This is a genomic window from Streptomyces sp. DSM 40750, from assembly GCF_024612035.1.
Classification (GTDB): Bacteria; Actinomycetota; Actinomycetes; order Streptomycetales; family Streptomycetaceae; genus Streptomyces.
In genome coordinates this window covers 3,476,117-3,499,493 of sequence record NZ_CP102513.1, presented here as the reverse complement: position 1 = coordinate 3,499,493, position 23,377 = coordinate 3,476,117, and the positions used below count along the sequence as shown (strand labels likewise).

Here is a 23,377-nt window from a genome sequence, read left to right as displayed (position 1 = left end):
CTTTGTGTGCGTCCAGGTCCTTTATGAGTGTCCCTTGTGCGTAGGGCCCCGATCGGGGCCCTATTTGTGCTGGGCCGGGGTCGGGGCCGTCAGGTCGATCAGGCGGCACACCGTCTCGATGTCGATCTTCACCTGGGCGATGGAGGCGCGGCCGGAGAGCCACGTGATCAGGGCCGAGTGCCAGGTGTGCTCGATGACGCGGACCGCCGACAGCTGCTCCGGGGTCGGGTGCTCCAGGCCCATCGCGTCGAGGATGATCGCGGTGGTCTGATGGGAGACCTGGTCGACCTCGGGGCTGACGCTGCGGTCGGCGAAGGTGAGGGCGCGGACCATGGCGTCGGCGAGGTGGGGCTCGCGCTGGAGGGCGCGGAAGGCGCGCATGAGGGTCTCCGCGACGCGCTCGGCGGCCGTCTCGCCGGTCGGCGGCTTCTTGCGGAGCGTGCCGTGCATGTGCTCCAGCTGATCCTGCATGGTGGCGACCAGCAGATGGATCTTGGACGGGAAGTAGCGGTAGAGCGTGCCGAGGGCGACCTGGGAGGACTCGGCGACCTCACGCATCTGTACGGCGTCGAAACCGCCCCGGCTGGCCAGCTGGGCACTCGCGTGCAGGATGCGACGCCGACGGGCCTCCTGTCGCTCCGTGAGGGGCGCCGAGTCCGGTCGCAGGGTGCTGGCTTCCACCTTGACTTCCGCAGGCATGGGTCTCGTTCCGTGACAGTCGTGACGGTCGGTGAGGGTATGCGATCAAATAGCATGCCAGGGCGTCTGCCGTGGCGTGAATCACCTGATCCACCCCTCACAGCGGTTCTACCAGCCGGTAGATTCAAAGCCTCTTGAACGATCAACTCTGAAACTTGTTCTAGATTACCGTCTCGTCGTAATCTCACGGGAAATCGCAGTGAGAAGGGGGCCAGGAGTGACCGCTGAGGCCAGTCAGGCGGGGTCCCGGCATGACCTCGCTGCCGACGGCGGGCGACCGCTCGACATCGCGCTCCTCACCTATAAAGGGAACCCGTTCTGCGGGGGCCAGGGCGTCTACGTACGGCACCTCTCGCGCGAGCTCGCGCGCCTCGGCCACCGGGTCGAGGTCATCGGCTCCCAGCCCTACCCCGTGCTCGACGAGGACGCCGTCCCCGGTGACGGTCCGGGCGGGATCTCCCTCACAGAGCTGCCCAGCCTCGACCTCTACCGGCAGCCCGACCCCTTCCGCACCCCGAAGCGCGGCGAGTACCGCGACTGGATCGACGCCCTCGAAGTCGCGACGATGTGGACCGGCGGCTTTCCCGAGCCGCTGACCTTCTCCCTCCGCGCCCGCCGCCATCTGCGCGCCCGGCGCGGCGAGTTCGACGTCGTCCACGACAACCAGACACTCGGGTACGGCCTGTTGGGCGATGTGGGCGCGCCCCTCGTCACCACCATCCACCACCCCATCACCGTCGACCGGCAGTTGGAGCTGGACGCGGCCGAGGGATGGAAGCGGCGGATGTCCGTGCGCCGCTGGTACGCCTTCACACGCATGCAGAAGCGGGTCGCGCGGCGGCTGCCGTCCGTGCTCACCGTCTCCGGCACCTCCCGCCAGGAGATCGTCGACCACCTCGGCGTACGCGACGACCGCATGCACGTCGTGCACATCGGCGCCGACACCGACCTCTTCTCGCCGGACCCGGCCGTGGCGCGGGTGCCCGGCCGGATCGTCACCACCTCCAGCGCGGACGTGCCGCTCAAGGGGCTCGTCTTCCTCATCGAGGCGCTCGCCAAGGTGCGCACCGAGCACACGGCCGCCCATCTGGTCGTCGTGGGCAAGCGGCCCGCCGAGGGCCCGGTCGCCCAGGCCGTCGAGCGGTACGGCCTCGAAGGCGCCGTCGAGTTCGTCAAGGGCATCTCGGACGCCGAGCTGGTCGACCTGGTCCGCTCGGCCGAGGTCGCCTGCGTCCCCTCGCTGTACGAGGGGTTCTCGCTGCCCGCCGCCGAGGCCATGGCCACCGGTACGCCGCTGGTCGCCACCACCGGCGGGGCCATACCGGAGGTCGCCGGACCCGACGGCGAGACCTGCCTCGCGGTGCCCCCGGGCGACCCGGGCGCCCTGGCCGCCGGGCTCAGCCGACTCCTCGGCGACCCGGAACTGAGGCAGCGGCTCGGCCGCGCGGGACGCGAGCGCGTGCTCCAGCGGTTCACCTGGGCCAGGGCGGCCGAGGGCACGGTAGCCCACTACCGCGAGGCGATCGCCCGCGCGGAGGGGCGCCCCGTGGCCGTACCAGCGGCCGAGCAGACCCTCGGAACCCCCGCAGCCGACGACGCCCACGAGGCCGTCGAAGAAGTAGTTGAAGCAAACCGCGAAAGCGCCAACCGCGAAAGCAGGGCCACGTGCTGACCGTCGACTTCTCCCGGTTCCCGCTCGCCCCGGGGGACCGGGTCCTGGATCTCGGCTGTGGAGCGGGCCGGCACGCCTTCGAGTGCTACCGGCGCGGCGCCCAGGTCGTGGCCCTCGACCAGAACGGCGAGGAGATCCGCGAGGTCGCCAAGTGGTTCGCGGCGATGAAGGAGGCGGGCGAGGCCCCGGAGGGCGCGACCGCCACCGCGATGGAGGGCGACGCCCTCGCGCTGCCCTTCCCCGACGAGTCCTTCGACGTCGTCATCATCTCCGAGGTGATGGAGCACATCCCCGACGACAAGGGCGTACTCGCGGAGATGGTCCGGGTGCTGAAGCCCGGCGGCCGCATAGCCATCACCGTCCCGCGCTACGGCCCCGAGAAGGTCTGCTGGACGCTCTCCGACGCGTATCACGAGGTCGAGGGCGGCCACATCCGCATCTACAAGGCGGACGAACTGCTGGCCAGGATCCGCGAGGCCGGCCTCAAGCCGTACGGCACCCACCACGCCCACGCCCTGCACTCGCCGTACTGGTGGCTGAAGTGCGCGTTCGGCGTCGACAACGACAAGGCGCTGCCCGTGCGCGCGTACCACAAGCTGCTGGTCTGGGACATCATGAAGAAGCCCCTGGCCACCCGGGTCGCCGAACAGGCGCTGAACCCGCTGATCGGCAAGAGCTTCGTGGCGTACGCGACGAAGCCCCATCTTCCCCGGGTCTCCGAGGAAGCCGGGACCGAGGCCGGTGCCGGCGCCGAGACCGCTGTAGAGACCAAGGCCGGGGCGGCCGCCAAGTGACGACGCCCCGGACAGAACACCTGATCCTGCCCGGGGTCCTCACCGCCGAGCAGGCCGCCGCCACCGTGCGCGGCATCCTCGCGGTGCAGCGCGCCGACGGTGCCATCCCGTGGTTCCGCGGGCACCACCTCGACCCGTGGGACCACACCGAGGCGGCCATGGCCCTGGACGCGGCCGGTGAGCACGAGGCCGCCGAGCGCGCCTACGAATGGCTGCGCCTCCACCAGAACACGGACGGCTCCTGGTACGCCGCGTACGCCGACGGCGACGCGCACGACGTCACCGACCGCGGCCGTGAGACCAACTTCGTCGCGTACATAGCCGTCGGCGTCTGGCACCACTACCTGGCCACCGGCGACGACACCTTCCTCGACCGCATGTGGCCGGCCGTCTACGCGGCGGTGGAGTTCGTGCTGCGGCTCCAGCAGCCCGGCGGCCAGATCGGCTGGCGCCGCGACGACGACGGCACACCCACGGCCGACGCGCTGCTCACCGGCAGCTCCTCCGTCCACCACGCGCTGCGCTGCGCGCTCGCCATCGCCGAGCAGCGCGAAGAGCCGCAGCCCGACTGGGAGTTGGCGGTCGGGACGCTGCGCCACGCGATACGCCGGCATCCCGAGCGGTTCCTCGACAAGGACCGCTACTCGATGGACTGGTACTACCCCGTGCTCGGCGGCGCGCTCATCGGCGCCGAGGCCAAGTCCCGTATAGAGGAAGGCTGGGACCGCTTCGTCGTCCCCGGCTTCGGCGTCCGCTGCGTGGTCCCCAACCCCTGGGTGACCGGCGGCGAGTCGGCCGAACTCGCCCTGGCGCTCTGGGTGATGGGCGAGTCCGACCGCGCTCTGGAGATCCTCCAGTCCATCCAGCACCTCCGCGACCCCGACTCGGGCCTGTACTGGACGGGTTACGTCTTCGAGGACCGGGCGGTCTGGCCCGAGGAGTTGACCTCCTGGACCGCCGGTTCCCTGCTCCTGGCCGTAGCAGCGTTGGGCGGCGACGAGGCGACCTGCGCGGTCTTCAGCGGGGAGCGCCTGCCGCGCGGGCTGGACGCGGAGTGCTGTTGAGGGGGACGTGCTGTTGAGGGGGACGTGCGGGTGAGGGGGACGTGCGGGTGAGGGGGCGCGGGTCGCGACCACAGTCGACCCGTACCCGTACCCGCACCCGCTCAGTGCCGGTGCATCCGGTTGGCGATGGCGTGCCCCACGAAAAGGTAGACGACCGCGGCGAGACCGTAGCCGGCGACCACCCTCGCCCACTGCTCGTCGAAGGTGAACAGGTCGTGTGACCAGCCCGCGAGCCAGCGGGCCGCGTCATGGATGAACTGCACGAAGTCGTTCGCGCCGTTCGCGTCCAGCAGATACATCAGGATCCACAGGCCGAGGATGAAGGCCATGACGTCCGCGACGACCGCTATGACCCGGCCCGCCTGATGGGAGCCGCTATATCGAGACATGCCGTACGAGTTGCCCGTCAGGCCTCGATGAAACCTCGGTGGTCAGGAGTTGAGCTCCGCCAGCACCCGTAGCGTGTGCGGGTCGGGGGCGAGCACCAGCAGGTCCGTCACCGGCCCCTTCCGCCACAACTCCAGCCGCTCCGCGATGCGTTCGCGCGGCCCGATCAGCGAGATCTCATCCGCGAAGGCGTCCGGCACGGCGAGTACGGCCTCCTCGCGCCGCCCGTCGAGGAAGAGCCGCTGGATGTGCCGGGCCTCCTCCTCGTACCCCATCCGGGCCATCAGATCGGCGTGGAAGTTGCGCTTCGCGTGCCCCATCCCGCCGATGTAGAAGCCGAGCATCGCCTTCACGGGCAGCAGCCCTTCGGAGACGTCGTCGCAGACCTTGGCGCGGGCCATGGGCGCGATGAGGAAGCCGTCGGAGAGGTCTGTCAGCGACGCCTCGTAGACATCCGTCCGCGTCGGCGACCAGTACAACGGCAGCCAGCCGTCCGCTATGTGGGCCGTCTGCGCGATGTTCTTCGGTCCTTCGGCACCGAGCAGGACGGGCAGGTCGGCGCGGAGGGGGTGCGTGATGGACTTCAGCGCCTTGCCGATGCCGGTGCCGTCCGGTCCGCCGTACGGGAGGGGGTGGAAGCGCCCGTCCAGCTCAACAGGGGCCTCACGCCTGAGGACTTGGCGTACGACGTCGACGTACTCCCTGGTCGCGGTCAGCGGGGACTTCGGGAACGGGCGCCCGTACCAGCCCTCGACGACCTGCGGCCCGGAGAGCCCCAGGCCCAGGAGGGCGCGTCCGCCGGAGAGATGGTCCAGGGTCAGGGCGTGCATCGCGGTGGTGGTGGGTGAACGGGCGGCCATCTGCGCAACCGCCGTGCCCAGCTTGATCCTTGAGGTGTGCGCCGCGATCCAGGTGAGCGGGGTGAAGGCGTCCGAGCCCCACGACTCGGCGGTCCACACCGAGTCGTAGCCGAGCCGCTCCGCCTCCTGCGCGAGCGGGACATGGTCCGCCGAGGGGCCGCGCCCCCAGTAGCCGAGTGCCAGACCGAGCCGCATACGCCTGCCTCCTGACGGTGCGTCAGCTATTTCGGGCGGGAGGCGACTGTACGACAACGGCCCCCCGCTCGGAAGAGCGAGGGGCCGGTCGTACGGTTCGTACGGTTCGTACTTCGTGCGGTGAGGTGATCAGCCGCGCTGGATACCGCTGGTGTCCTGAAGGACACCACGACGGCCGTCCTGCGTCTGGGCCACCAGGCTGGGGCCGCGCTGCTCGACCGCCAAGTACCAGGTGCCCGGCGCCAGTTCGGCGATCGTCGACTGCGAACCGTCCTCGGCGAACAGCGGACGGGCCACCGGCACCGCGAACCAGAACGGCGAGAAGTCCCCGGCCGGCGGCTGCGGGGCCGCCGCCTGCTGCTGCGGAGCACCACCGAACGGCGCTCCCGGCCCCGGCTGACCCGGCCCCGGCTGACCCGGCTGACCGGGCTGCGGCTGGCCCGCACCGAACGGAGCCTGCTGCGCACCGGCGCCCGGGTAGCCGTAACCACCGGGCGGCTGGGCGCCGTACGGCTGCGGGGCGGCCGGACGCGGGGCGCCGACGAGGGCGGCCTTGAGGGCGGGGACGAGGGGGGTGGCGACGGCCGCGGCGGCCAGGAGCAGGCAGGCGATCAGACCGAGGATGAGACCGGCACCGGAGTCGGGCTCCGAGCCGCCGAAGGTGCCGAAGAGCTCCTCCATCGCTCCGAACGGGTCGATGATCGACCAGAACGAGGTCCACGCGGCGAAGATGGTCAGGGCCACCCCGAGTTGGCCGACGTCCAGGCCGACGACCTTGGGCGGCTGCGGCAGCGCACGGGCGATGACGATCAGCACCGCGCCGACGATGCCGGCGACGTACATGCTCATCACCAAGCCGAGGTTGTCCCAGGCATTGGGTACGTCGTCGCCGGAGCCGTCGAACGTGTCGAGGAACGACGCGATGAACAGCAATACCGCTGCTCCGATCACGACGCCGTCGCCTCTGGTGAGGGAGCGGATATTCACTTCAGGTCCTTCGTCAGTCGTCTCGTCATCGGTGGAGGCGTCGCCGTCACCATGTCGCCGTCAGGCCGTGGTGGGAAGCGCGGGGGTGGCCCCTCATCGTAGGGACGACCATATCGTCCGACCGACTTGGGTGTCCGCCGGGATCACCTCGGTGATCACGACCCGCCCGCTACCCACGCAGGAAACCCACGATTCCCTCAGAGTTCCCCTGCGCCGCTTTCTGCCGCCAGGCACCGCTGGTCAACAGTGCCGCGTCATGGATATCGCGCATCCCGGCGCACACGATGAACACGGGCGGAACCGTTGACAGATTGAGACCGCTCGAACGTCATTCCGTCGCGCTTCGGGTAAGCGGCCGGAGTTCGCCAAAGAGGAGAGTTGTTCAATTTTTCAGGAAGCTCGTGATGCCGTCCGAGATTCCCCGCGCCGCTTTCTGCCGCCAGGCACCGCTGGTGAGCAGGGCCGCGTCCTTGCTGTCGCGCATGTTGCCGCACTCGATGAACACCTTGGGGACGGTCGACAGATTGAGGCCGCCGAGGTCCTCGCGGGTGACCAAGCCGGTGCCGTCGCCCACGTAGTTGGAGGGGGCGCTGCCGGTGGCGCGGACGAAGTAGCCGGCGATGCGCTCGCCGAGATCGCGGGAGGGGGCGACGATGGGCCGCGTATCGGCGTCGCCCTCGTTCACCGAACCCGGCAGGATCACATGGAAGCCGCGATTGCCGGCCCCCGAGCCGTCCGCGTGGATCGACACCACCGCGTCCGCCTTCGCCTCGTTGCCGATCCGCGCCCGCTCGTCGATGCACGGACCCCAGTCCCGGTCCTCGTCCTGCGTGAACTTCACTGTGGCGCCCTGCTGTTCGAGGAGCGTCCGCAGCCGCCGGGAGACGTCCAGCGTGAACTTGGCTTCCGGATAACCGTCGTTGGTGGTCGTCCCCGTCGTGTCGCACTCCTTCGAGCCCGTCCCGATGTTGACCTTGCGGTTGATCTCGGTGGTGTGCTGGAAGTTGCCGGGGTTGTGCCCCGGGTCGATGACGACGACCTTGCCCTTGAGGGGGCCGGTCGCGGCGGGCGCGGAGGCGGAGCCGGAGGGGCTCGCCGCCTTGTCTTCGCCGTCGTCGGACGTGGACGGGTCGGGAGACACCGGAGGAGTGGTCGCCGACCGGGTCTGCGGGACCGCCGCACTGTCCGACCCGTCGTCCCCGCCCCCGGAATCCCCGACGCCCTGCCAGACGCCCCACCCGGCCACCGCCCCCACCACGACCGCGGCCACCGCCACGGTCAGCGGACGGCGAAGGGGAGAACGGCGGGGCTGGGGCGGATCGAAGTCCGGGCCTACGTACGACACGCCTGCCACCTTACGGGGCGGGCCCGACGCGGGCGGGTCGCCGCGGTGCCCATGCCGCTCGGACATCGGCGTGTAGCTCGGACATCTGGGTGGTGCAGCTCGGACAGCAGGGGTGGTGTGGCTCGGACATCGGGGTGGCGTAGCTCGGACATCGAGGTGGCGTGGGTCAGATCCCTGTCCCGGTCCGCCGCAGCACGCGCAGCGAGTCCGTCGCCGAGACCTCGGTGAAGGCGCCGGAGGCGAGGGCGCGGAGGTAGACGCGGTACGGGGCCTGGCCGGTGAACTCGTCGACCGGGTCGGAGAAGACGTCGTGGATGACGAGGAGACCGTCGGGGGCGACGTGCGGGGCCCAGCCCTCGTAGTCGGCGGTGGCGTGCTCGTCGGTGTGCCCGCCGTCGACGAAGACGAGGCCGAGGGGGGTGCCCCAGAAGGCGGCGACCTGCGGTGACCGGCCGACGACCGCGACCACGTGGTCCTCCAGGCCCGCCTGGTGAAGGGTGCGGCGGAACGTGGGGAGCGTGTCCATGCGGCCCACCTCGGGGTCGACCGTGGACTCGTCGTGGTACTCCCAGCCGGGCTGCTGCTCCTCGCTGCCCCGGTGATGGTCGACCGTGATCGCCGTGACGCCCGCCTCGCGGGCCGCGTCGGCCAGCAGGATCGTGGAACGCCCGCAGTACGTCCCGACCTCCAGCAACGGCAGGCCGAGCCGCCCCGCCTCCACCGCCGCCGCGTGGAGGGCCAGCCCCTCACCCACGGGCATGAACCCCTTGGCCGACTCGAAGGCGGCGAGGATCTCCGGCTCGGGAGCCGGGGTGGGGGCCGCGGACATGGGTCCTCCGTGATGTCGTACGCGCAGGTGGGTGCCGTACGAGACCTCACGCCCGTACGTCACTGGGGGCGCCCCATGCTGCCATGCGGGTGACCGGTGGCCGCAGGTGCCTCAGGAGACCCGCTCGGCAGAGCGCGCGACGGCTGCCGTGCCCTCCTTGCCGGTGGCTCCGGTGGCTTCGGTGGCTTCGGTGGCTTCTGTGTCGTCGATCTCGGTGGTCTCGCTGCTCGCGCGGAGCGTCAGGCCGGGGGTCGGGCGGCGGCCCGGGAGGAAGACGGCCAGGACGATGCCGACGGTGACCGCGGCCGTGGCGATCAGGAAGGAGACGCGGAAGCCGTGCATGGTGGGGATCGCGACGCCGCCGACATGGTGCGCGGTGTTGGCCAGCACCATGCCGATGACGGCGCTCGACACGGACGTACCGATGGAGCGCATGAGGCTGTTGAGGCCGTTCGCGGCGCCCGTCTCCGAGGGGTCCACGGCGCCGACGATCAGCGCCGGGAGTGAGGAGTAGGCGAGGCCGATGCCCGTGCCGATGACGACCGACACGACCACGGTCTGCCAGGCGGCGCTCATCAGGCCGAGGCCGGCACCGTAGCCGATCGCGATGATCACCAGGCCGAGGATGAGGGTGCTCTTGGGCCCGTACTTGGCGGAGATCCGGGCGTAGACCGGCGCGGTGAACATCATCGTCAGGCCCAACGGGGCCACGCACAGGCCCGCGACGACCATCGACTGGCCGAGGCCGTAGCCGGTGGAGGAGGGGAGCTGGAGGAGCTGCGGCAGGACGAGGGAGATGACGTAGAAGGAGACGCCGACCATGATCGAGGCGAGGTTGGTGAGGAGGACCTCGCGGCGGGCGGTGGTGCGCAGGTCCACCAGCGGGGCGGGGATGCGGAGTTCCAGGACGCCCCAGAGGAACAGGACCAGGGCCGACGCGGCGAACAGGCCGAGCGTGGTGGGGGAGGTCCAGCCCCAGTCGCTGCCCTTGGTGATCGGCAGGAGGAAGAGAACGAGACCGAGGGAGAGGCCGAGCGCGCCGAGGTGGTCGAACGTGCCCTTCGCGCGCGTCTTCGTCTCCGGTATGGCGACGAGGGTGAGCACGATCGCGAGGACGCCGAGGCCGGCGGCGCCGAAGAACAGGACGTGCCAGTCGGTGTTCTGGGCGACCGCGGCGGCGAGCGGCAGCGCGAGTCCGCCGCCGACGCCTATGGACGAGCTCATCAGTGCCATGGCGGAGCCGAGCCGTTCGCGGGGCAGTTCGTCGCGCATCAGGCCGATGCCCAGCGGGATCACGCCCATGGAGAAGCCCTGGAGGGTACGGCCGACGATCATCGGGGCCAGCGCGCTGGTGAAACCGCTGATCAGCGCGCCGACCACCATCACGGCCAGGCTGGCGAGCAACATGCGGCGCTTGCCGAAGAGGTCGCCCAGGCGGCCCATGATCGGAGTGGCCACGGCGCCGGAGAGCAGGGTGGAGGTCAGGACCCAGGTGGCGTTGCTGGGGGAGGTGGCCAGCAGCTGTGGGAGGTCCTTGATCACCGGGACCAGCAGGGTCTGCATCACCGCGACCACGATCCCCGCGAAGGCCAGCACCGGGACGATCGCTCGGGTCGAACCGGCGGATCCGGCGGATCCGGCCGATCCGGCCGATCCGGCCGATCCGGCCGATCCGGCCGATCCGGCCGATCCGGTGGCGGGCCGTTCGGTCGTCGTCGGTGTGTGCGGCTGCGTCATTGAGTGGGGCCTCCTGGCCGGGGTGATGAGTACGTGTCATCTGAACCTCGTGCGCCTGGGCAACTATTCCGTTGTTTTGAGTGACTAAGGAAAACTTGACTTGCTCATGGGGAAGTGACGTGCCGTCAGGAACCGGGGTGAAGACGGGGGCGGCGGCGTCGAAGACGGCGCAAGTTTTTCGCGGGGCGAGGCAACGGATTCGGGCCCTCATGGACTGTAAAAGGCATCTAGGAGGTGCTCATGGGGGATCGAAAGCAGGCTCGGGACGAGGAGTTCCAGAGCTTCCTCGTCGGCCGCTGGCCACGGCTGATGCGTACGGCGTTTCTCCTCACAGGGGAGCAGCACGCCGCGGAGGACCTGGTCCAGACGACGCTGGAGCAGGTGTATGTGGCCTGGCGCCGGGTCGGCTCGACGGACGACCCGGACACATATGTACGGCGCGTGATGATCAACGCCCACGCGCGCAAGCACCGCAGACGCCTCAAGGAGTTCCTGGCGCCCCGGAGCGACTCGGACCTGGTGCCCGAGCAGCCCGACACCGGTGACCGCATCGCCCAGGCCGACGACCGAGGCGCCCTGCTGACGGCCCTGTCCCAACTGCCGCCGCGCCAGCGCGAAGCCGTGGTCCTGCGGTACTGGGAGGACCTGAGCGAGAGCCGGACGGCGGAGGCGATGGGCTGTTCCGTCGGCGCGGTGAAGAGCAACGCGGCGAAAGGCATCGCGAAGCTCCGGGCCATACCGGGACTGGCCGAGATGGTGACGCAGGGAGGCCGGAAGTGAGGGACGTGAACGGCATGGACGGCACGGACGGAATGGACGGCACGAACAGCGCGAACGGGGAGGCGAACCAGCACATGACGCACCGCGACATCACGCACGGCGACACCACACACCGCGACATCACGCACGGCGACATCACGCACGGCGACATGACGCACAGCACCGCGGTGGAGAGAGACATCGCCCTCCTGCTGGCGGACGCGACCGGCGAGGTCGAAATCGGTATAGCCCCCTACCAGGCCGTCGTACGGGGCGGCCGGCGCCGCAAGGCCCGCCGCTGGACGGTCGCCGCTGCCGCCGCCGCGGTGATCGTGGGCGCCACGGGGACGCTGACAGTGGCTGGGGTGACGGGCGGGGACCAAGGGCGGGTGGTGCCGGCGGCGACGGCACCCGTGACACCCGAGCCCCGTGATCTGAGCCAGCCGTCGCGGACCACCCTGGCCGAGGGGCGGGACCAGGGCAAGGACTGGCGGGTGACGATCGAGACCTGGGAGGCGCCGAGGGACGAGGAGGAGGCCGCCGAGCAGCTCGCCGCGATGGGCTTGTTCGGGGATGAGCCGACGGAGGGGGACAGCGGCGCCGAACTCGTGGGCAAGAGCTGGTACTTCGTGCATCTGACCGTGGGCGACGAACAGACCCGCAGTTTGGTCAACGGTGAGGCGGACGCCTTGTCGGGCAGGGACCTGGAAGGCTTCGCGACGCCCCTCCACACCGCCGACCGGAACGAGGACGACGCCCTCGAACGCCTCGTCATCGGCAAGGTCGCCCCCACCGCCCAACAGGTACGCGTCACCTGGTCCGACGGCACGTCCGTCGACGTCGACCGCGACGGCGACGACGTCCGGTACGAGGACCTGCGCAACCCCCGCATCGTCGAGGTGAAGGGCGCCCAGGCCGACTGGTTCGTGGCACTGGCACCGGAGGGGGTGGGCTACGAGTCGGTGGAGGTGACGAAGTGAGGGGTGACGGAAGGGTGTGACGGCAAGGGGGCCGCTGGGTGTTCCACGGGGGTTGGCATCCGGAGGCCGGGGTCGCCTTGCGGCTACAGCCACCCCTGTTGCCGGGCCTCCCGCAGCGCCTCCGTGCGGTTGCGGGTGCCTGTCTTGCCGATGGCGGAGGAGAGGTAGTTGCGGACAGTGGACTCGGAGAGGTGGAGGCGGGCGGCGATGTCGGCGACGGTGGCGCCGTCGGCGGAGGCGTTGAGGGTGTCGCGCTCGCGGTCGGTGAGCGGGTTGGGCCCGGCGCTCAGCGCGGCCGCGGCGAGGGCCGGGTCGATGACGGTCTCGCCGCTCAGCACCCGGCGGATGGCCTGGGCCAGTTCCTCCACGGGCCCGTCCTTGACGAGGAACCCGGCGGCGCCCGCGTCCATGGCCCGGCGGAGGTACCCTGGCCGGCCGAAGGTGGTGAGGATCAGCACGCGGCAGTCGGGCGCCTGGTCCCGCAGCTCGGCGGCGGCGTCCAGACCGCTCATCCCGGGCAGTTCGATGTCCAGCAGCGCGACATCCGGCCGATGCGTCAACGCCGCGTCCACGATCGCGTCCCCCACCCCCACCTGCGCCACGACCTGGATGTCCGCCTCCATACCCAGCAGTAACGCCAACGCGCCCCGCATCATCCCCTGATCCTCCGCGAGCAGCACCCTGATGGACTTGGCGGGCCGATGATTCCGGGGCATCTCGTTCACGGCCCAAGCCTAGGTCGGAGGGGGCGGTTCGGACCGGCGCCCGGCGCGGGCCGGGCGGTACGGATCACGTGGACGGCGCGGTCGCCGACCTCAGCCCCGGCCCCGGCCCCGGCAGGTCCGCCGCCTCCTCTCCCGCCGGCCTCATGGGCAGTTCCGCCCGGATCACGAAGCCGCCTTGGGGGCCCGGTCCTGCCTGGAGGGTGCCGCCGGCTGTGGTGAGGCGTTCGGTCAGGCCCTTCAGGCCGTTGGGGGTGGGGCCAGGGGGCGGGGTGGGCGGGGGAGTGGACCCGTTGTCGGTGATGGTGAGGTGGGTGTGGTCGGGGGTGGCGGTGAGGGTGATGAGGCAGTGGGTGGCGTGGCTGTGGCGTACGACGTTGGTGATCGCCTCGCGGACGACCCAGCCCAGCAGGGCCTCGGCCTGGGGAGTCAGGGCCGGGCCGGAGCGCCGTACGGTCAGGGTCGTGCCCGTGGCGGACAGTACGGAGTGGGCGCGGTCCAGCTCCGTGGTCAGGCTGCCCCCGCGGTAGCCGGTCACCGCCTCGCGGATCTCCGTGAGGGCCTGCCTGCCGACCGACTCGATGTCCGTGATCTGGGCGAGCGCCGCGTCCGTGTCGTGCGCGGCGAGACGGCGGGCAGCCTCCGACTTCACCACGATCACCGACAGCGTGTGGCCGAGCAGGTCGTGCAGATCGCGGGAGAAGCGGAGGCGTTCCTTCTCCACCGCGCGATGGGTCAACTCCTCGCGGGCGGCACGCAGTTCGCGTACCGCGTCCGCGAGGGAGAGGATCGCGGCCGTCACCGCCACGGAGACGAGGGTGCCGTAGGCCACGCTGATCGCGTCCCAGCCCTCGCGGACCGCCGAGACTCCAGTCGCGAGCGCGGTCACCGCCAGCCCGCTCAGGACGAGTCGTGGGCCCCTGGTGGCGGCGCCCACGGCCAGACCGAGCAGCGGGAAGAGGTTCAGCCAGCTGCCGCCGTAGCCGACGGCCAGGCCGCAGGCGACCAGGCCGAGCAGGACGAGCGCGAGCCGGGTGGAGCGGGACTCGCGCTTCTCCTTCACGAAGGCGCGGATGACCACGTAGATGTACAGGGAGTTGAAGGTGAGGATGCCGAGGCCGCCGACCCAGGGGTTCGGGGCGCGGCCCTGGAGGAGGTTGGCGAAGGCGCCCATCCCCATCAGCAGCCACGGCACCAAGGCGAGGCCGGTGGGCGGCGGGCCCGGATCCGCCGATGACGGCGACCGCCCGTCCGCCCGCAACGCCCGCCACGGCGACCACGTCGCCGCCGCCCCCGTCCACCTCCGCTTCCCGCACCCGGTGCCCCCGGCATGCCCGTCCGCCGTTCCCCCGGCATGCCCGTCCGCCGTTCCCCCGGCACGCCCGTCCGCCGTTCCCCCGGCGCACGCTTCTGCTGTGCCTCCGTCACACACGTCCGTGGTGTCCTCGGCGCCCGCTGTCGCCGTGCCTCCAGCACCCGCGTCCTCCGTGTGCCCGGCACCCGCTGCCGCCCTGCCCGCCCTGTCCGCTTCCGTCTGCGTCATGCCCTCGACACTACGAACGCGGGGCTGCGCCCGGCAGATGCGCGTGTACGGAGTCCGGCAGGACAAATGTCATGGGCGGGCGGAGCGGCGGCGGCCCTCCCCAGCGCTCCGAGGCCCTCCCCTCTCCGGCCTCTCCCCGCCCTCCCGAGCCGGACCCTGGACACATATCTGACGTACTGTCAGGAGACTTCACATGTGTACGTGGCTCGGCTATACAGAGGTTCGCCGGACTGGAACGCGTTCTAGGTGGGCGGGTTCCAGGTCCCTGTGACGACCTCGGTGCGGCCGCTGGTGCGGACGGTCGTACCGAGGTTCCTCAGCGCAAGCCACCCACCACCCGCCCCACACCGCACAGGAGCCCCATGCCCATCGACGCAGCCAAGGCCCTCGCGGCCGCGCCCCGTTCCGCCGAGATCGCGTGGACCCGTAAGGACGTCCTGCTCTACCACCTCGGTATCGGCGCCGGCCTCCCCGCGACCGACCCCGACGAGCTGCGCTACACGCTGGAGTCCCGGCTGCACGTCCTGCCGAGCTTCGCCACCGTCGCGGGCGCGGGCTCACCGGACGTCATCGGCGGCCTGAACGCACCCGGCGTCGACGTGGACCTCGCGAAGGTCCTGCACGGCGGCCAGCGCATCGAGCTGCATCGGCCGATCCCGGTCGAGGGGCGGGCGACCGCGACCTCCCGCGTGGCGGCGGTGTACGACAAGGGCAAGGCGGCCGTCCTGGTCATGCGGACCGAGGTCGCCGACGCCGACGGCCCGTTGTGGGCGAACGAGGCGCAGATCTTCGTACGCGGCGAGGGCGGCTGGGGCGGTGAGCGCGGGCCGTCCGCCCGGCAGGAACCGCCGACGACCGCGCCCGACAAGGAGGTCGAGCGGGTCGTCCGCGAGGACCAGGCGCTGCTCTACCGTCTCTCCGGCGACTGGAACCCGTTGCACGCCGACCCGGAGTTCGCCGGGCGCGCCGGGTTCGACCGGCCGATCCTGCACGGGCTGTGCACCTACGGGATGACGTTGAAGGCCGTGGTGGACACGGTGCTCGGCGGGGACGTCGGCCGCGTCCGCTCGTACGGGACGCGCTTCGCGGGAGTCGTCTTCCCGGGCGAGACCCTCCGCATCCGGATGTGGACGCCGGACGACCGCTCGGTGCGGGTGACGGTGACGGCTGGCATGGGGGTCCCCCCGCTCGAGCGAAGCCGAGAGTGGGGGAGGGACGACGCGCCGGTGCTGGCGGACACCCTCGTCGAGCACGAATGAGCAGACGGAACAGCAGCTCAGTACAACCGTAGGGGACAGGTACTCCGAGGGGAGCCGCACCAATGCGCGCAGCCGTACTGCATGAGATCGGCCAGGACAAGCTCGATGTGCTCGACGACGTCGAGGCGGTGGGCTTCGGTCCGGGCAGGGTGAGGATCCGGGTGCGGGCCACCGGGCTGTGCCACTCGGACCTGTCCGCGATGGCGGGGGTGCTGCCCCAGCCCGGGCCGTTCGTCCCCGGGCACGAGGGGGCCGGCGAGATAGTCGAAGTCGGCGAAGGTGTGCGGGACTTGAAGCCCGGTGACCGGGTCGTGGTGTGCTGGCTCCCGGCCTGCGGCACCTGTCCGGCGTGCAAGCGCGGACAGACACAGCTCTGCCTCGCCGGATTCCTCAACGCCGGTACGCCCAACTTCAAGCGGCCCGCCGGGGACGTCTTCGGCATGGCGGGCACCGGCACCTTCACCGAGGAGGTCGTCGTCGACGCCGGCTGCGCCGTGCCGATACCGGACGACGTGCCCTTCGACATCGCCGCCCTCATCGGCTGCGGCGTCACCACCGGGCTCGGCGCGGCCCTCAACACCGCCGACGTGGAGGCCGGTTCGTCGGTCGCCGTCATCGGCTGCGGCGGCGTCGGCATCTCGGCGATCCAGGGCGCCCGGCTCAAGGGCGCCGCCGAGATCGTCGCCGTCGACCCGGTGGCCTCCCGTCGCGAGGCGGCACTCAAGTTCGGTGCCACCAAGGCCGTTTCGCCGGATGAGTTGGCCGACGCCAAGCAGTCCGTCACCGGCGGCGAGGGCTTCGACTACGTCTTCGAGGTCGTCGGCCGCTCGACCACCGCCCGCACCGCGTACGAGACCACGCGGCGCGGCGGCACCCTCGTCGTCGTCGGCGCGGGCGCCATGGACGACTTCCTCCAACTCAGCATGTTCGAGCTGTTCTTCGACGAGAAGCGGATCCTGCCCTCCATGTACGGCGGCGGAGACATCCTGCGCTCCTACGAGCGGACCATCGCCCTCTGGCGGGCCGGCCGTATCGACCTCGCGGGCCTCATCACCCACCGGGTGCCCCTCTCCGACATCAACGAGGCACTGGACCAGATGCGGACCGGGGTGGCGCTCCGGACCTGCATCGAGATCTGACCACCGCCCAGGTGCGGGATCTGACCACCGCCCGGGTGCGGGAGGAGAGGGGCTTGGGAATGGCACTGCCGCTCGAAGGACTGTCCGCGATCGTCACCGGCGCGGGGCGCGGGCTCGGCCGGGCCGAGGCGCTGGAGCTGGCCCGGCTGGGCGCGGCCGTCGTCGTCAACGACTACGGCCGGCCGGGGCGGGACGGTTCCGGGGAGGCGGACACCGGGCCCGCGGAAGAGGTCGCGGCGTCGATCCGCGCGACGGGCGGTCACGCCGTGGGGCACACCGGGGACGTGTCCGACCACGAACAGGCCCGGGAACTGGTCGAGTTGGCGGTCGCGGAGTTCGGCAAGCTGGACATCCTCGTCAACAACGCGGGCATCCTGCGCGACCGTATGGTCTTCTCGATGGCGGAGGAGGAGTGGGACTCGGTCATCCGGGTTCACCTCAAGGGGCACTTCAACACGACCCGGTTCGCCTCCGCCCACTGGCGCGCACGGGCGAAGTCGGGTGAGGGCGGGCCGGTCCACGGGCGCATCGTGAACACCTCCTCCGAGGCCTTCCTCGCCGGCTCCGCCGGACAGCCCAACTACGCCGCCGCGAAAGGCGGAATCGTCGGTCTGACCACCTCCACGGCCCTCGCACTCGCCAGGTACGGCGTCACCGCGAACGTCATCTGCCCGCGCGCCCGGACCCGGATGACCGAGGACGTCTTCGCGGGACTGCCGGGCCCGGCGGAGGGCGACGACACCGCCCTCGACCCCCTCGCCCCCGAACACGTCGCCCCGCTCGTCGGCTATCTGGCGTCCCCGGCCGCCGCACAGGTGAACGGCCAGCTCTTCGTCGTACACGGCGGCATGGTCGCGATCGTCGAACGGCCCCGGGTGCAGGCGAAGTTCGATACCAAGCAGGACGCGTTCACGTACGACGAACTGGACGGCCTGCTCACGCCGTACTACGTCGACCGGCCGCGGGGCGAGACGTTCGCGGCGGCGGAGGTGCTGGGACTCAGGCACGGACCGGGGGCGGCGGGGGAGTGAGGCTCACCGTCGGCGAACGAAGTGACCGTCGACCGAGGACCCCCGACCGTCGACCGAGGACCCCCGACCGTCGACCGAGGACCCCCGACCGTCGACCGAGGACCCCCTACGCCGCAACGGCCCCCTACGCGACGCAACGGCCCCTTACGCGACGGAACGGCCCCGCCCGTCAATGACGGGCGGGGCCGTTCCGTCGTGGCCGGTTCTGGCGTCGCATTGACGTTTCTCCAGAGGTGGCCGGAGGGGACTTGTGCCGCCGTTCAGGCGGACGTCGTCGACTCCTTGTGCTCGGCCGGCTTGCGGTGGCGTCCGCGAGGGGCCGTTTCGGCTTCCTGGGCCGAGATCTGGCCCCGGTGCCTGCCGTGGCCTTCCGCCTCGTGGGGGTGGCGGGCGGCGGGCGGCTGGGTTGTGTACGCGTCGTTCATTGGAAGTGTTCCCCGTCGGATGATCTTCTTGTAGGCGGGTGATTTTAACGGGCCGTCGTGCGCGGTTCGAAGCCGTCCAAGGGCGTGTCGGCCCTGCCGCGCCCACTTCCCCCGCAGTCCGCACATCACGTTCACCCGACGGTCACCTCCTCCGGCATTCGCCCCTCCAACGGCGCCTGCTGCAAGGGCACGGGGCGGGCGACGACAGGCCCGGACGGTGACGCGTCCGACGGCTCCGCGTCCGACGGCCCCGCACTCGACGGCTCCGCACTCGACCGTTCGGGCCGCGGCGACGCGTCCCCGGCGTCCGCCCCCAGGGCTCCTTCGGAGCCAGGACCCCTCTCCCGCGATCCCTCCCGGCCCCCCTCCCGATCCTGGCACTCCCGCGCTTCCTCCTCCCAGGACACCCCCACCCGAGCCACCCCGCACCGCACTGCCCCTGTCGAGTACGGCAGTTGCAGCACCCCCTCCCGGCTCCACAGCCCCGCCCCCGCCAACCAGCCCTCGGGGGCGGGCAGATGGAGGACACGGCGTGCGGCCGGGCGCCAGACGCCGACCCAGCTGCCGCGGGCGCCGTCGACGCGCAAAGCGACCCCGCAGCTCTCCGGGGTCAGGATCTGGCCCGGCTGGATGGCGAACGGGGTGATGCGGTGGCCGTCGGGAACCCGCAGGCACTCCGGGAAGCGGACCGGCAGCGTGCTGCCCAGCACGCCCCAGCCGAGCCGCTCGTGGCCGGGGGAGGGCGCGTCGGAGCGGATCAGGAGCAGCCCGCTGTCGGGGTCGGCGAGCAGCAGCCGGTCGTTGCTGTCGTCCGCGATCTGGAGCAGCGGCGAGACAGCGCCACCCTGCTCCAGATCGACCGCCACCGACTTCGTCCCGCCGTCCAGCTCCTGGTCCAGGGCGAGCAGCCGGCCCGCCCGGTCCAGCCAGACCCCGCCCGAGCACCGCCCCGGCACCTGCGCCAGCAGCTCCGGCCCGAACGCGCCGCCCGCCACCAGCCACACGGCCGTGGCGCTCCGGCCCAGGGCGAGGGCGTACGCCCGCTCCCCGCACGGTGCGGGCGGCAGCAGCCGCAACTCGGCCGCCGGGTCGGCGCACTGGACCGCGCCGAGCTGGAGTTCACCGGTGCCGGGCCCGGTCGGGTAGAGCAGCGAGAACAGGTGCCGGTCGGCCGCCAGCCGGTGGATGAGGACCCGGCCGTCGGTCATGGGGAGCACTTCGGTGCCGGGCTCCTCCGGCTGGTTGCCGGGCAGGGGCACGGCGTACGGCTCGGGGCCGTCCAGGGTCCAGCGCTCGGGGAACCAGGACTCGCCGTCGAGCGCGAGGCGTGCCGCGTACGTCCCGTCGGCGGTGATCACACAGCCGGGTGGCGCCGCGGACCCGTGGGGCCCGCCGTTCCCTTCCCTTCCGCCCGTCCATTCGCTGCCGTCCGTATCGTCGCCGATCTCCCGTCCCGTCTTGTTCCCGTGGCCCGTCGTGGGTGAGGGGGATGTACAGGCCGTCATCGTTCGATCACCTCCGGCGACGAAGCTAGTTTTCGCACGCACAGACGTGGGACAACACGCACCCCCTTCACACATAAGGATGCTCGTCCCGTGATTCGCCTGAGGGAACGGCGCCGGATGTGCTGGCGGGGTACGGAAAGGGGCGGGCGATCCCCCGGGGCGTACGGGCCGGCCGTGGGGCGGCTGGTCGAGTGACCCGCGGCCGGTCTGGGACGGGAGCGGTGCAGGTAGCCTTTGTGCGTGCCCCGTCTGTCTGAAGTCATCGCCGCGCTCGACGCCCTCTGGCCGCCCGAGAGGGCCGAGGAGTGGGACGCGGTCGGCACGGTCTGTGGAGACCCCGACCAGGAGGTCACGCGGGTCCTGTTCGCCGTGGACCCGGTGCGGGAGATCGTCGAGGAAGCGGTGAAACTGGGCGCGGACCTGCTGGTCACCCACCATCCGCTCTATCTGCGCGGTACGACGACGGTGGCGGCCTCCACCTTCAAGGGCCGGGTCGTGCACACCCTCATCAAGAACGACATCGCGCTGCACGTCGCCCACACCAACGCCGACACCGCCGATCCCGGGGTCAGCGACGCCCTCGCCGGGGCGCTGGACCTGAGGGTCGTACGCCCCCTCGTGCCGGACGCCGCCGACCCCACCGGGCGGCGCGGTCTGGGCCGGGTCTGCGAGCTGGACCACCCCCTGACCGTACGGGAGCTGGCCGCGCGGGCCGCCGAGCGGCTGCCCGCCACCGCGCAGGGCATCCGGGTCGCCGGCGATCCCGCGGCGCTCGTCCGCACGGTCGCCGTCAGCGGCGGCTCCGGCGACAGCCTCTTCGACGACGTACGCGCGGCCGGAGTCGACGCCTTCCTCACCGCGGACCTGCGCCACCACCCGGCCTCCGAGGCCGTCGCCCGGACGACGGAAGGCTCCGGTACCCCCCTCGCGCTGCTGGACGCGGCGCACTGGGCCACCGAGTGGCCCTGGTGCGAGCTGGCCGCCGCCCAGCTCGACGAGATCTCCGACCGGGAGGGATGGGGACTGCGCGTCCACGTCTCCAAGACGGTCACCGACCCCTGGACCGCCCACGCGGCGTCCGCCCACCCGTCGCCCACCACCGCCCTTCCAACGAGCGCTTCGCGCACCCCCTCTTCTTCTGACCCACTGGGAGCCCCCAACTGAACGCCGCGCCCGCCGACCAGATCCGACTCCTCGACGTCCAGGACCTCGACGTACGCCTGCAGCAGCTGGCGCACAAGCGCAGGTCGCTGCCCGAGCACGCCGAGATCGAGTCGCTGACGAAAGACCAGACTCAACTGCGCGACCTCCTGGTCGCCGCGCAGACCGAGGAGAGCGACACCGCCCGCGAGCAGACCAAGGCCGAGCAGGACGTGGACCAGGTGCGTCAGCGTTCCGTCCGCGACCAGCAGCGCCTGGACTCGGGTGCGATCACCTCCCCGAAGGACCTGGAGAACCTCCAGCGCGAGATCGCCTCCCTCGCCAAGCGGCAGGGCGACCTGGAGGACATCGTCCTGGAGGTCATGGAGCGCCGGGAGTCCGCGCAGGAGCGGGTCGCCGAGCTGACCGAGCGGGTCGGTGCCGTCCAGGGCAAGGTCGACGACGCGACCGCGCGCCGGGACGCCGCGTTCGAGGAGATCGACGGCGAGGTGGCGACGGTGACGAAGGAGCGCGAGGTCATCGCGGGGGCGATCCCCGCGGACCTCCTCAAGCTCTACGACAAGCTGCGCGACCAGCAGGGCGGCATCGGCGCGGCCAAGCTGTACCAGCGCACCTGCCAGGGCTGCCGCCAGGAGCTGTCGATCACCGACATCAACGACATCCGCAAGGCCACGCCCGACACGGTCGTCCGCTGCGAGAACTGCCGCCGCATTCTGGTACGTACGTCCGAGTCGGGCCTCTAGGGGCGGCAAGGGGAGGTAAGGGCAGGCAAGGGGCGGTAAGCGGCGGTAAGGGGCTCAGGCGTGCGGGAGTTCATCGTCGAGGCCGACGGCGGTTCCCGGGGCAACCCGGGGCCCGCGGGCTACGGTTCCGTCGTCCTCGACGCGGCGACGGGCGAGGCGTTGGTGGAGGCCGCCGAGTACATCGGGGTCGCCACGAACAACGTCGCCGAGTACCGGGGTCTCATCGCGGGCCTCAAGGCGGCGTACGAGCTGGACGTGACGGCCACCGTCCGGGTCCGCATGGACTCCAAGCTCGTCGTCGAACAGATGTCGGGCCGCTGGAAGATCAAACACCCCGACATGAAGCCCCTCGCCGCCGCGGCCGCCCGTGTCTTCCCACCCGGCCAGGTCACCTACGAGTGGATCCCACGCGACCAGAACAAACACGCCGACCGCCTCGCCAACGAGGCGATGGACGCGGGGAAGCGGGGCGAGCAGTGGTCGGCGGCCGCCTCCACGGCAGAGCTGGACGCGCGTGCGGCACGGGCCGCTGCAGCCGCCCCGCCCGAGCCGTCGGGCCCGCCGGGGGACGCGACGGCGGGTGCGGCGAAGGCGAGAGCAGCCCTGGCGGGGGCGACCACCGCGGCACGTGAGGACGAGGTACGTGCGAACGCGGCACGTGCGGACGAGGTACGAGCGGACGAGGTACGAGCGGACGAGGCACGAGCGGACGAGGCACGTGCGAACGAGGCACGTGCGAACGAGGCACCTGCGAACGAGGCGCGAGCGGACGAGGCACCTGCGAACGAGGCGCGAGTGTCCAAAGCCGCCGCCGACATCCGTGCCGCCAGGAACGTCGCCACCGCCGCCCCCGATCTCGGCACCCCCGCGACATTCGTGCTCCTGCGCCACGGCGAGACCCCCCTCACCCCCCAGAAGCGGTTCTCGGGGAGCGGCGGTTCGGACCCTTCCCTCTCCGATGTCGGCCGGTATCAGGCGGAGCGGGTCGCCGCCGCGCTGGCCGCCCGGGGGACGATTCAGGAGGTCGTGTCGTCGCCGCTGGCCCGCTGTCGCGAGACGGCGGGGATCGTCGCGGCCCGGCTCGGGCTGAAAGTGACGGTCGAGGACGGGCTGCGGGAGACGGACTTCGGTGCGTGGGAGGGGCTGAGCTTCGGCGAGGTGCGGGAGCGGTACCCGGACGACATGAACGCCTGGCTGGCCTCACCGGACGCCGAACCCACCGGCGGCGGCGAGAGCTTCGAGGCGGTCGCCCACCGGGTCGCCGCCACCCGGGACAAGCTCGTCGCGGCGCACAGGGGCCGTACCGTCCTGCTCGTCACCCACGTCACGCCCATCAAGACCCTCGTACGCCTGGCCCTCGGCGCACCCCCGGAGTCCCTGTTCCGCATGGAACTCTCCGCCGCCTCGCTGTCGGCCCTGGCCTACTACACGGACGGCAACGCCACCCTCCGCCTCCTCAACGACACGTCACACCTGCGCTGACCCGTGGCGGAGGGGCCGTCGGCGGGGGCTTGAGCGCCGCTGCCTCGGTCTGAGCTTGA

At 71.5% G+C, this 23,377-nt stretch carries 22 protein-coding genes and 1 pseudogene; 11 read left to right on the top strand and 12 right to left on the bottom strand.

Translation table 11 applies throughout. From position 1 onward, the window contains the following. Positions 1-60: 60 nt before the first annotated feature. Entirely contained in the window at positions 61-699 is a 639-nt protein-coding gene (locus JIX55_RS15555; protein ID WP_257563918.1) for a TetR family transcriptional regulator, read from the bottom strand. Between the two features lie 217 nt (positions 700-916). Here JIX55_RS15555 and JIX55_RS15550 point away from each other — a divergent pair, with 217 nt between their 5' ends. Genes JIX55_RS15550 through JIX55_RS15540 form a run of 3 tightly spaced genes read left to right on the top strand, consistent with a single transcriptional unit; the run spans position 917 to position 4,229 of the window. Beyond that, on the top strand, positions 917-2,371 hold the full coding sequence (locus tag JIX55_RS15550; protein WP_257563917.1) for a glycosyltransferase family 4 protein: 1,455 nt from the start codon (positions 917-919) through the stop codon (positions 2,369-2,371). Continuing rightward, entirely contained in the window at positions 2,365-3,165 is an 801-nt protein-coding gene (locus tag JIX55_RS15545; RefSeq protein WP_257563916.1) for a class I SAM-dependent methyltransferase, read from the top strand. The genes JIX55_RS15550 and JIX55_RS15545 overlap by 7 nt, the downstream gene beginning before the upstream one ends. After that, complete coding sequence (locus JIX55_RS15540; protein WP_257563915.1) at positions 3,162-4,229, top strand: prenyltransferase; 1,068 nt, start codon at positions 3,162-3,164, stop codon at positions 4,227-4,229. Before JIX55_RS15545 ends, JIX55_RS15540 begins: the two co-directional genes overlap by 4 nt. A 101-nt stretch (positions 4,230-4,330) precedes the next feature. Here JIX55_RS15540 and JIX55_RS15535 read toward each other — a convergent pair whose 3' ends face one another. The 7 genes and pseudogenes from JIX55_RS15535 to JIX55_RS15505 form a co-directional block, all read right to left on the bottom strand. Beyond that, on the bottom strand, positions 4,331-4,618 hold the full coding sequence (locus tag JIX55_RS15535) for a hypothetical protein (protein ID WP_257563914.1): 288 nt from the start codon (positions 4,616-4,618) through the stop codon (positions 4,331-4,333). A 42-nt stretch (positions 4,619-4,660) separates the two neighbouring features. Further along, a complete protein-coding gene (locus tag JIX55_RS15530; protein WP_257563913.1) occupies positions 4,661-5,671 on the bottom strand; it encodes an LLM class F420-dependent oxidoreductase in 1,011 nt (336 codons plus the stop codon). A gap of 129 nt (positions 5,672-5,800) precedes the next feature. Then, entirely contained in the window at positions 5,801-6,658 is an 858-nt protein-coding gene (locus JIX55_RS15525; RefSeq protein WP_257563912.1) for a DUF5336 domain-containing protein, read from the bottom strand. A gap of 169 nt (positions 6,659-6,827) precedes the next feature. Beyond that, a pseudogene (locus JIX55_RS15520) lies at positions 6,828-6,977 on the bottom strand (N-acetylmuramoyl-L-alanine amidase); the annotation flags it as partial. Positions 6,978-7,040: 63 nt separating this feature from the next. Then, positions 7,041-8,003, bottom strand: a complete 963-nt coding sequence (locus JIX55_RS15515; protein ID WP_257563911.1) for an N-acetylmuramoyl-L-alanine amidase — start codon at positions 8,001-8,003, stop codon at positions 7,041-7,043. A 166-nt stretch (positions 8,004-8,169) separates the two neighbouring features. Beyond that, the gene (locus JIX55_RS15510; RefSeq protein WP_257563910.1) at positions 8,170-8,832 is read right to left on the bottom strand and encodes a class I SAM-dependent methyltransferase; all 663 of its coding nucleotides are present in this window, start codon (positions 8,830-8,832) and stop codon (positions 8,170-8,172) included. 111 nt (positions 8,833-8,943) lie between these two features. After that, positions 8,944-10,569 (bottom strand): MFS transporter, encoded by a 1,626-nt coding sequence (locus JIX55_RS15505; protein ID WP_257563909.1) that lies wholly within the window; start codon positions 10,567-10,569, stop codon positions 8,944-8,946. Positions 10,570-10,809: 240 nt separating this feature from the next. On the opposite strand from JIX55_RS15505, the gene JIX55_RS15500 reads away from it, so the two are divergent. Continuing rightward, entirely contained in the window at positions 10,810-11,349 is a 540-nt protein-coding gene (locus tag JIX55_RS15500) for a SigE family RNA polymerase sigma factor (protein ID WP_257563908.1), read from the top strand. Then, complete coding sequence (locus JIX55_RS15495) at positions 11,346-12,308, top strand: hypothetical protein (RefSeq protein ID WP_257563907.1); 963 nt, start codon at positions 11,346-11,348, stop codon at positions 12,306-12,308. The genes JIX55_RS15500 and JIX55_RS15495 overlap by 4 nt, the downstream gene beginning before the upstream one ends. 83 nt (positions 12,309-12,391) lie before the next feature. Here JIX55_RS15495 and JIX55_RS15490 read toward each other — a convergent pair whose 3' ends face one another. Together JIX55_RS15490 and JIX55_RS15485 are read right to left on the bottom strand one after the other, a co-directional pair. After that, positions 12,392-13,024 carry a response regulator transcription factor gene (locus JIX55_RS15490; protein WP_257569339.1) on the bottom strand — a complete coding sequence of 211 codons (633 nt, stop codon included), beginning with the start codon at positions 13,022-13,024 and terminating at the stop codon, positions 12,392-12,394. A 73-nt stretch (positions 13,025-13,097) separates the two neighbouring features. Continuing rightward, a complete protein-coding gene (locus JIX55_RS15485; RefSeq protein WP_257563906.1) occupies positions 13,098-14,573 on the bottom strand; it encodes a sensor histidine kinase in 1,476 nt (491 codons plus the stop codon). Between the two features lie 362 nt (positions 14,574-14,935). Between JIX55_RS15485 and JIX55_RS15480 the strand changes: the two genes are divergently transcribed. The 3 genes from JIX55_RS15480 to JIX55_RS15470 all read left to right on the top strand — a co-directional run bounded on the left by JIX55_RS15480 (position 14,936) and on the right by JIX55_RS15470 (position 18,002). Beyond that, on the top strand, positions 14,936-15,832 hold the full coding sequence (locus JIX55_RS15480; protein ID WP_257563905.1) for a MaoC/PaaZ C-terminal domain-containing protein: 897 nt from the start codon (positions 14,936-14,938) through the stop codon (positions 15,830-15,832). A 62-nt stretch (positions 15,833-15,894) separates the two neighbouring features. Further along, positions 15,895-16,971 carry a Zn-dependent alcohol dehydrogenase gene (locus JIX55_RS15475; RefSeq protein ID WP_257563904.1) on the top strand — a complete coding sequence of 359 codons (1,077 nt, stop codon included), beginning with the start codon at positions 15,895-15,897 and terminating at the stop codon, positions 16,969-16,971. Positions 16,972-17,030: 59 nt separating this feature from the next. After that, complete coding sequence (locus JIX55_RS15470) at positions 17,031-18,002, top strand: 3-oxoacyl-ACP reductase (protein WP_257569338.1); 972 nt, start codon at positions 17,031-17,033, stop codon at positions 18,000-18,002. Between the two features lie 260 nt (positions 18,003-18,262). Here JIX55_RS15470 and JIX55_RS15465 read toward each other — a convergent pair whose 3' ends face one another. After that, positions 18,263-18,427, bottom strand: a complete 165-nt coding sequence (locus JIX55_RS15465; RefSeq protein ID WP_257563903.1) for a hypothetical protein — start codon at positions 18,425-18,427, stop codon at positions 18,263-18,265. Between the two features lie 131 nt (positions 18,428-18,558). Beyond that, positions 18,559-19,932: a hypothetical protein gene (locus JIX55_RS15460; RefSeq protein WP_257563902.1), complete on the bottom strand. Its 1,374-nt coding sequence runs from the start codon at positions 19,930-19,932 to the stop codon at positions 18,559-18,561. A 240-nt stretch (positions 19,933-20,172) separates the two neighbouring features. Between JIX55_RS15460 and JIX55_RS15455 the strand changes: the two genes are divergently transcribed. From JIX55_RS15455 to JIX55_RS15445, 3 genes are read left to right on the top strand one after another with little or no spacing between them, the layout of a single operon-like run. Beyond that, complete coding sequence (locus JIX55_RS15455; protein WP_257563901.1) at positions 20,173-21,096, top strand: Nif3-like dinuclear metal center hexameric protein; 924 nt, start codon at positions 20,173-20,175, stop codon at positions 21,094-21,096. After that, positions 21,093-21,836 (top strand): zinc ribbon domain-containing protein, encoded by a 744-nt coding sequence (locus JIX55_RS15450; protein WP_306820115.1) that lies wholly within the window; start codon positions 21,093-21,095, stop codon positions 21,834-21,836. Before JIX55_RS15455 ends, JIX55_RS15450 begins: the two co-directional genes overlap by 4 nt. A gap of 60 nt (positions 21,837-21,896) precedes the next feature. Continuing rightward, on the top strand, positions 21,897-23,318 hold the full coding sequence (locus JIX55_RS15445) for a bifunctional RNase H/acid phosphatase (protein ID WP_257563899.1): 1,422 nt from the start codon (positions 21,897-21,899) through the stop codon (positions 23,316-23,318). The last annotated feature ends 59 nt before the right edge of the window (positions 23,319-23,377 follow it).

Bases quoted from the DNA above. Each gene is read 5' to 3' on its own strand.
- JIX55_RS15555 (WP_257563918.1), bottom strand. From the start codon at position 699: ATGCCTGCGGAAGTCAAGGTGGAAGCCAGCACCCTGCGACCGGACTCG.
- JIX55_RS15535 (WP_257563914.1), bottom strand. From the start codon at position 4,618: ATGTCTCGATATAGCGGCTCCCATCAGGCGGGCCGGGTCATAGCGGTC.
- JIX55_RS15530 (WP_257563913.1), bottom strand. From the start codon at position 5,671: ATGCGGCTCGGTCTGGCACTCGGCTACTGGGGGCGCGGCCCCTCGGCG.
- JIX55_RS15510 (WP_257563910.1), bottom strand. From the start codon at position 8,832: ATGTCCGCGGCCCCCACCCCGGCTCCCGAGCCGGAGATCCTCGCCGCC.
- JIX55_RS15505 (WP_257563909.1), bottom strand. From the start codon at position 10,569: ATGACGCAGCCGCACACACCGACGACGACCGAACGGCCCGCCACCGGA.
- JIX55_RS15500 (WP_257563908.1), top strand. From the start codon at position 10,810: ATGGGGGATCGAAAGCAGGCTCGGGACGAGGAGTTCCAGAGCTTCCTC.
- JIX55_RS15490 (WP_257569339.1), bottom strand. From the start codon at position 13,024: ATGCCCCGGAATCATCGGCCCGCCAAGTCCATCAGGGTGCTGCTCGCG.
- JIX55_RS15485 (WP_257563906.1), bottom strand. From the start codon at position 14,573: ATGACGCAGACGGAAGCGGACAGGGCGGGCAGGGCGGCAGCGGGTGCC.
- JIX55_RS15480 (WP_257563905.1), top strand. From the start codon at position 14,936: ATGCCCATCGACGCAGCCAAGGCCCTCGCGGCCGCGCCCCGTTCCGCC.
- JIX55_RS15475 (WP_257563904.1), top strand. From the start codon at position 15,895: ATGCGCGCAGCCGTACTGCATGAGATCGGCCAGGACAAGCTCGATGTG.
- JIX55_RS15470 (WP_257569338.1), top strand. From the start codon at position 17,031: ATGGCACTGCCGCTCGAAGGACTGTCCGCGATCGTCACCGGCGCGGGG.
- JIX55_RS15465 (WP_257563903.1), bottom strand. From the start codon at position 18,427: ATGAACGACGCGTACACAACCCAGCCGCCCGCCGCCCGCCACCCCCAC.
- JIX55_RS15460 (WP_257563902.1), bottom strand. From the start codon at position 19,932: ATGACGGCCTGTACATCCCCCTCACCCACGACGGGCCACGGGAACAAG.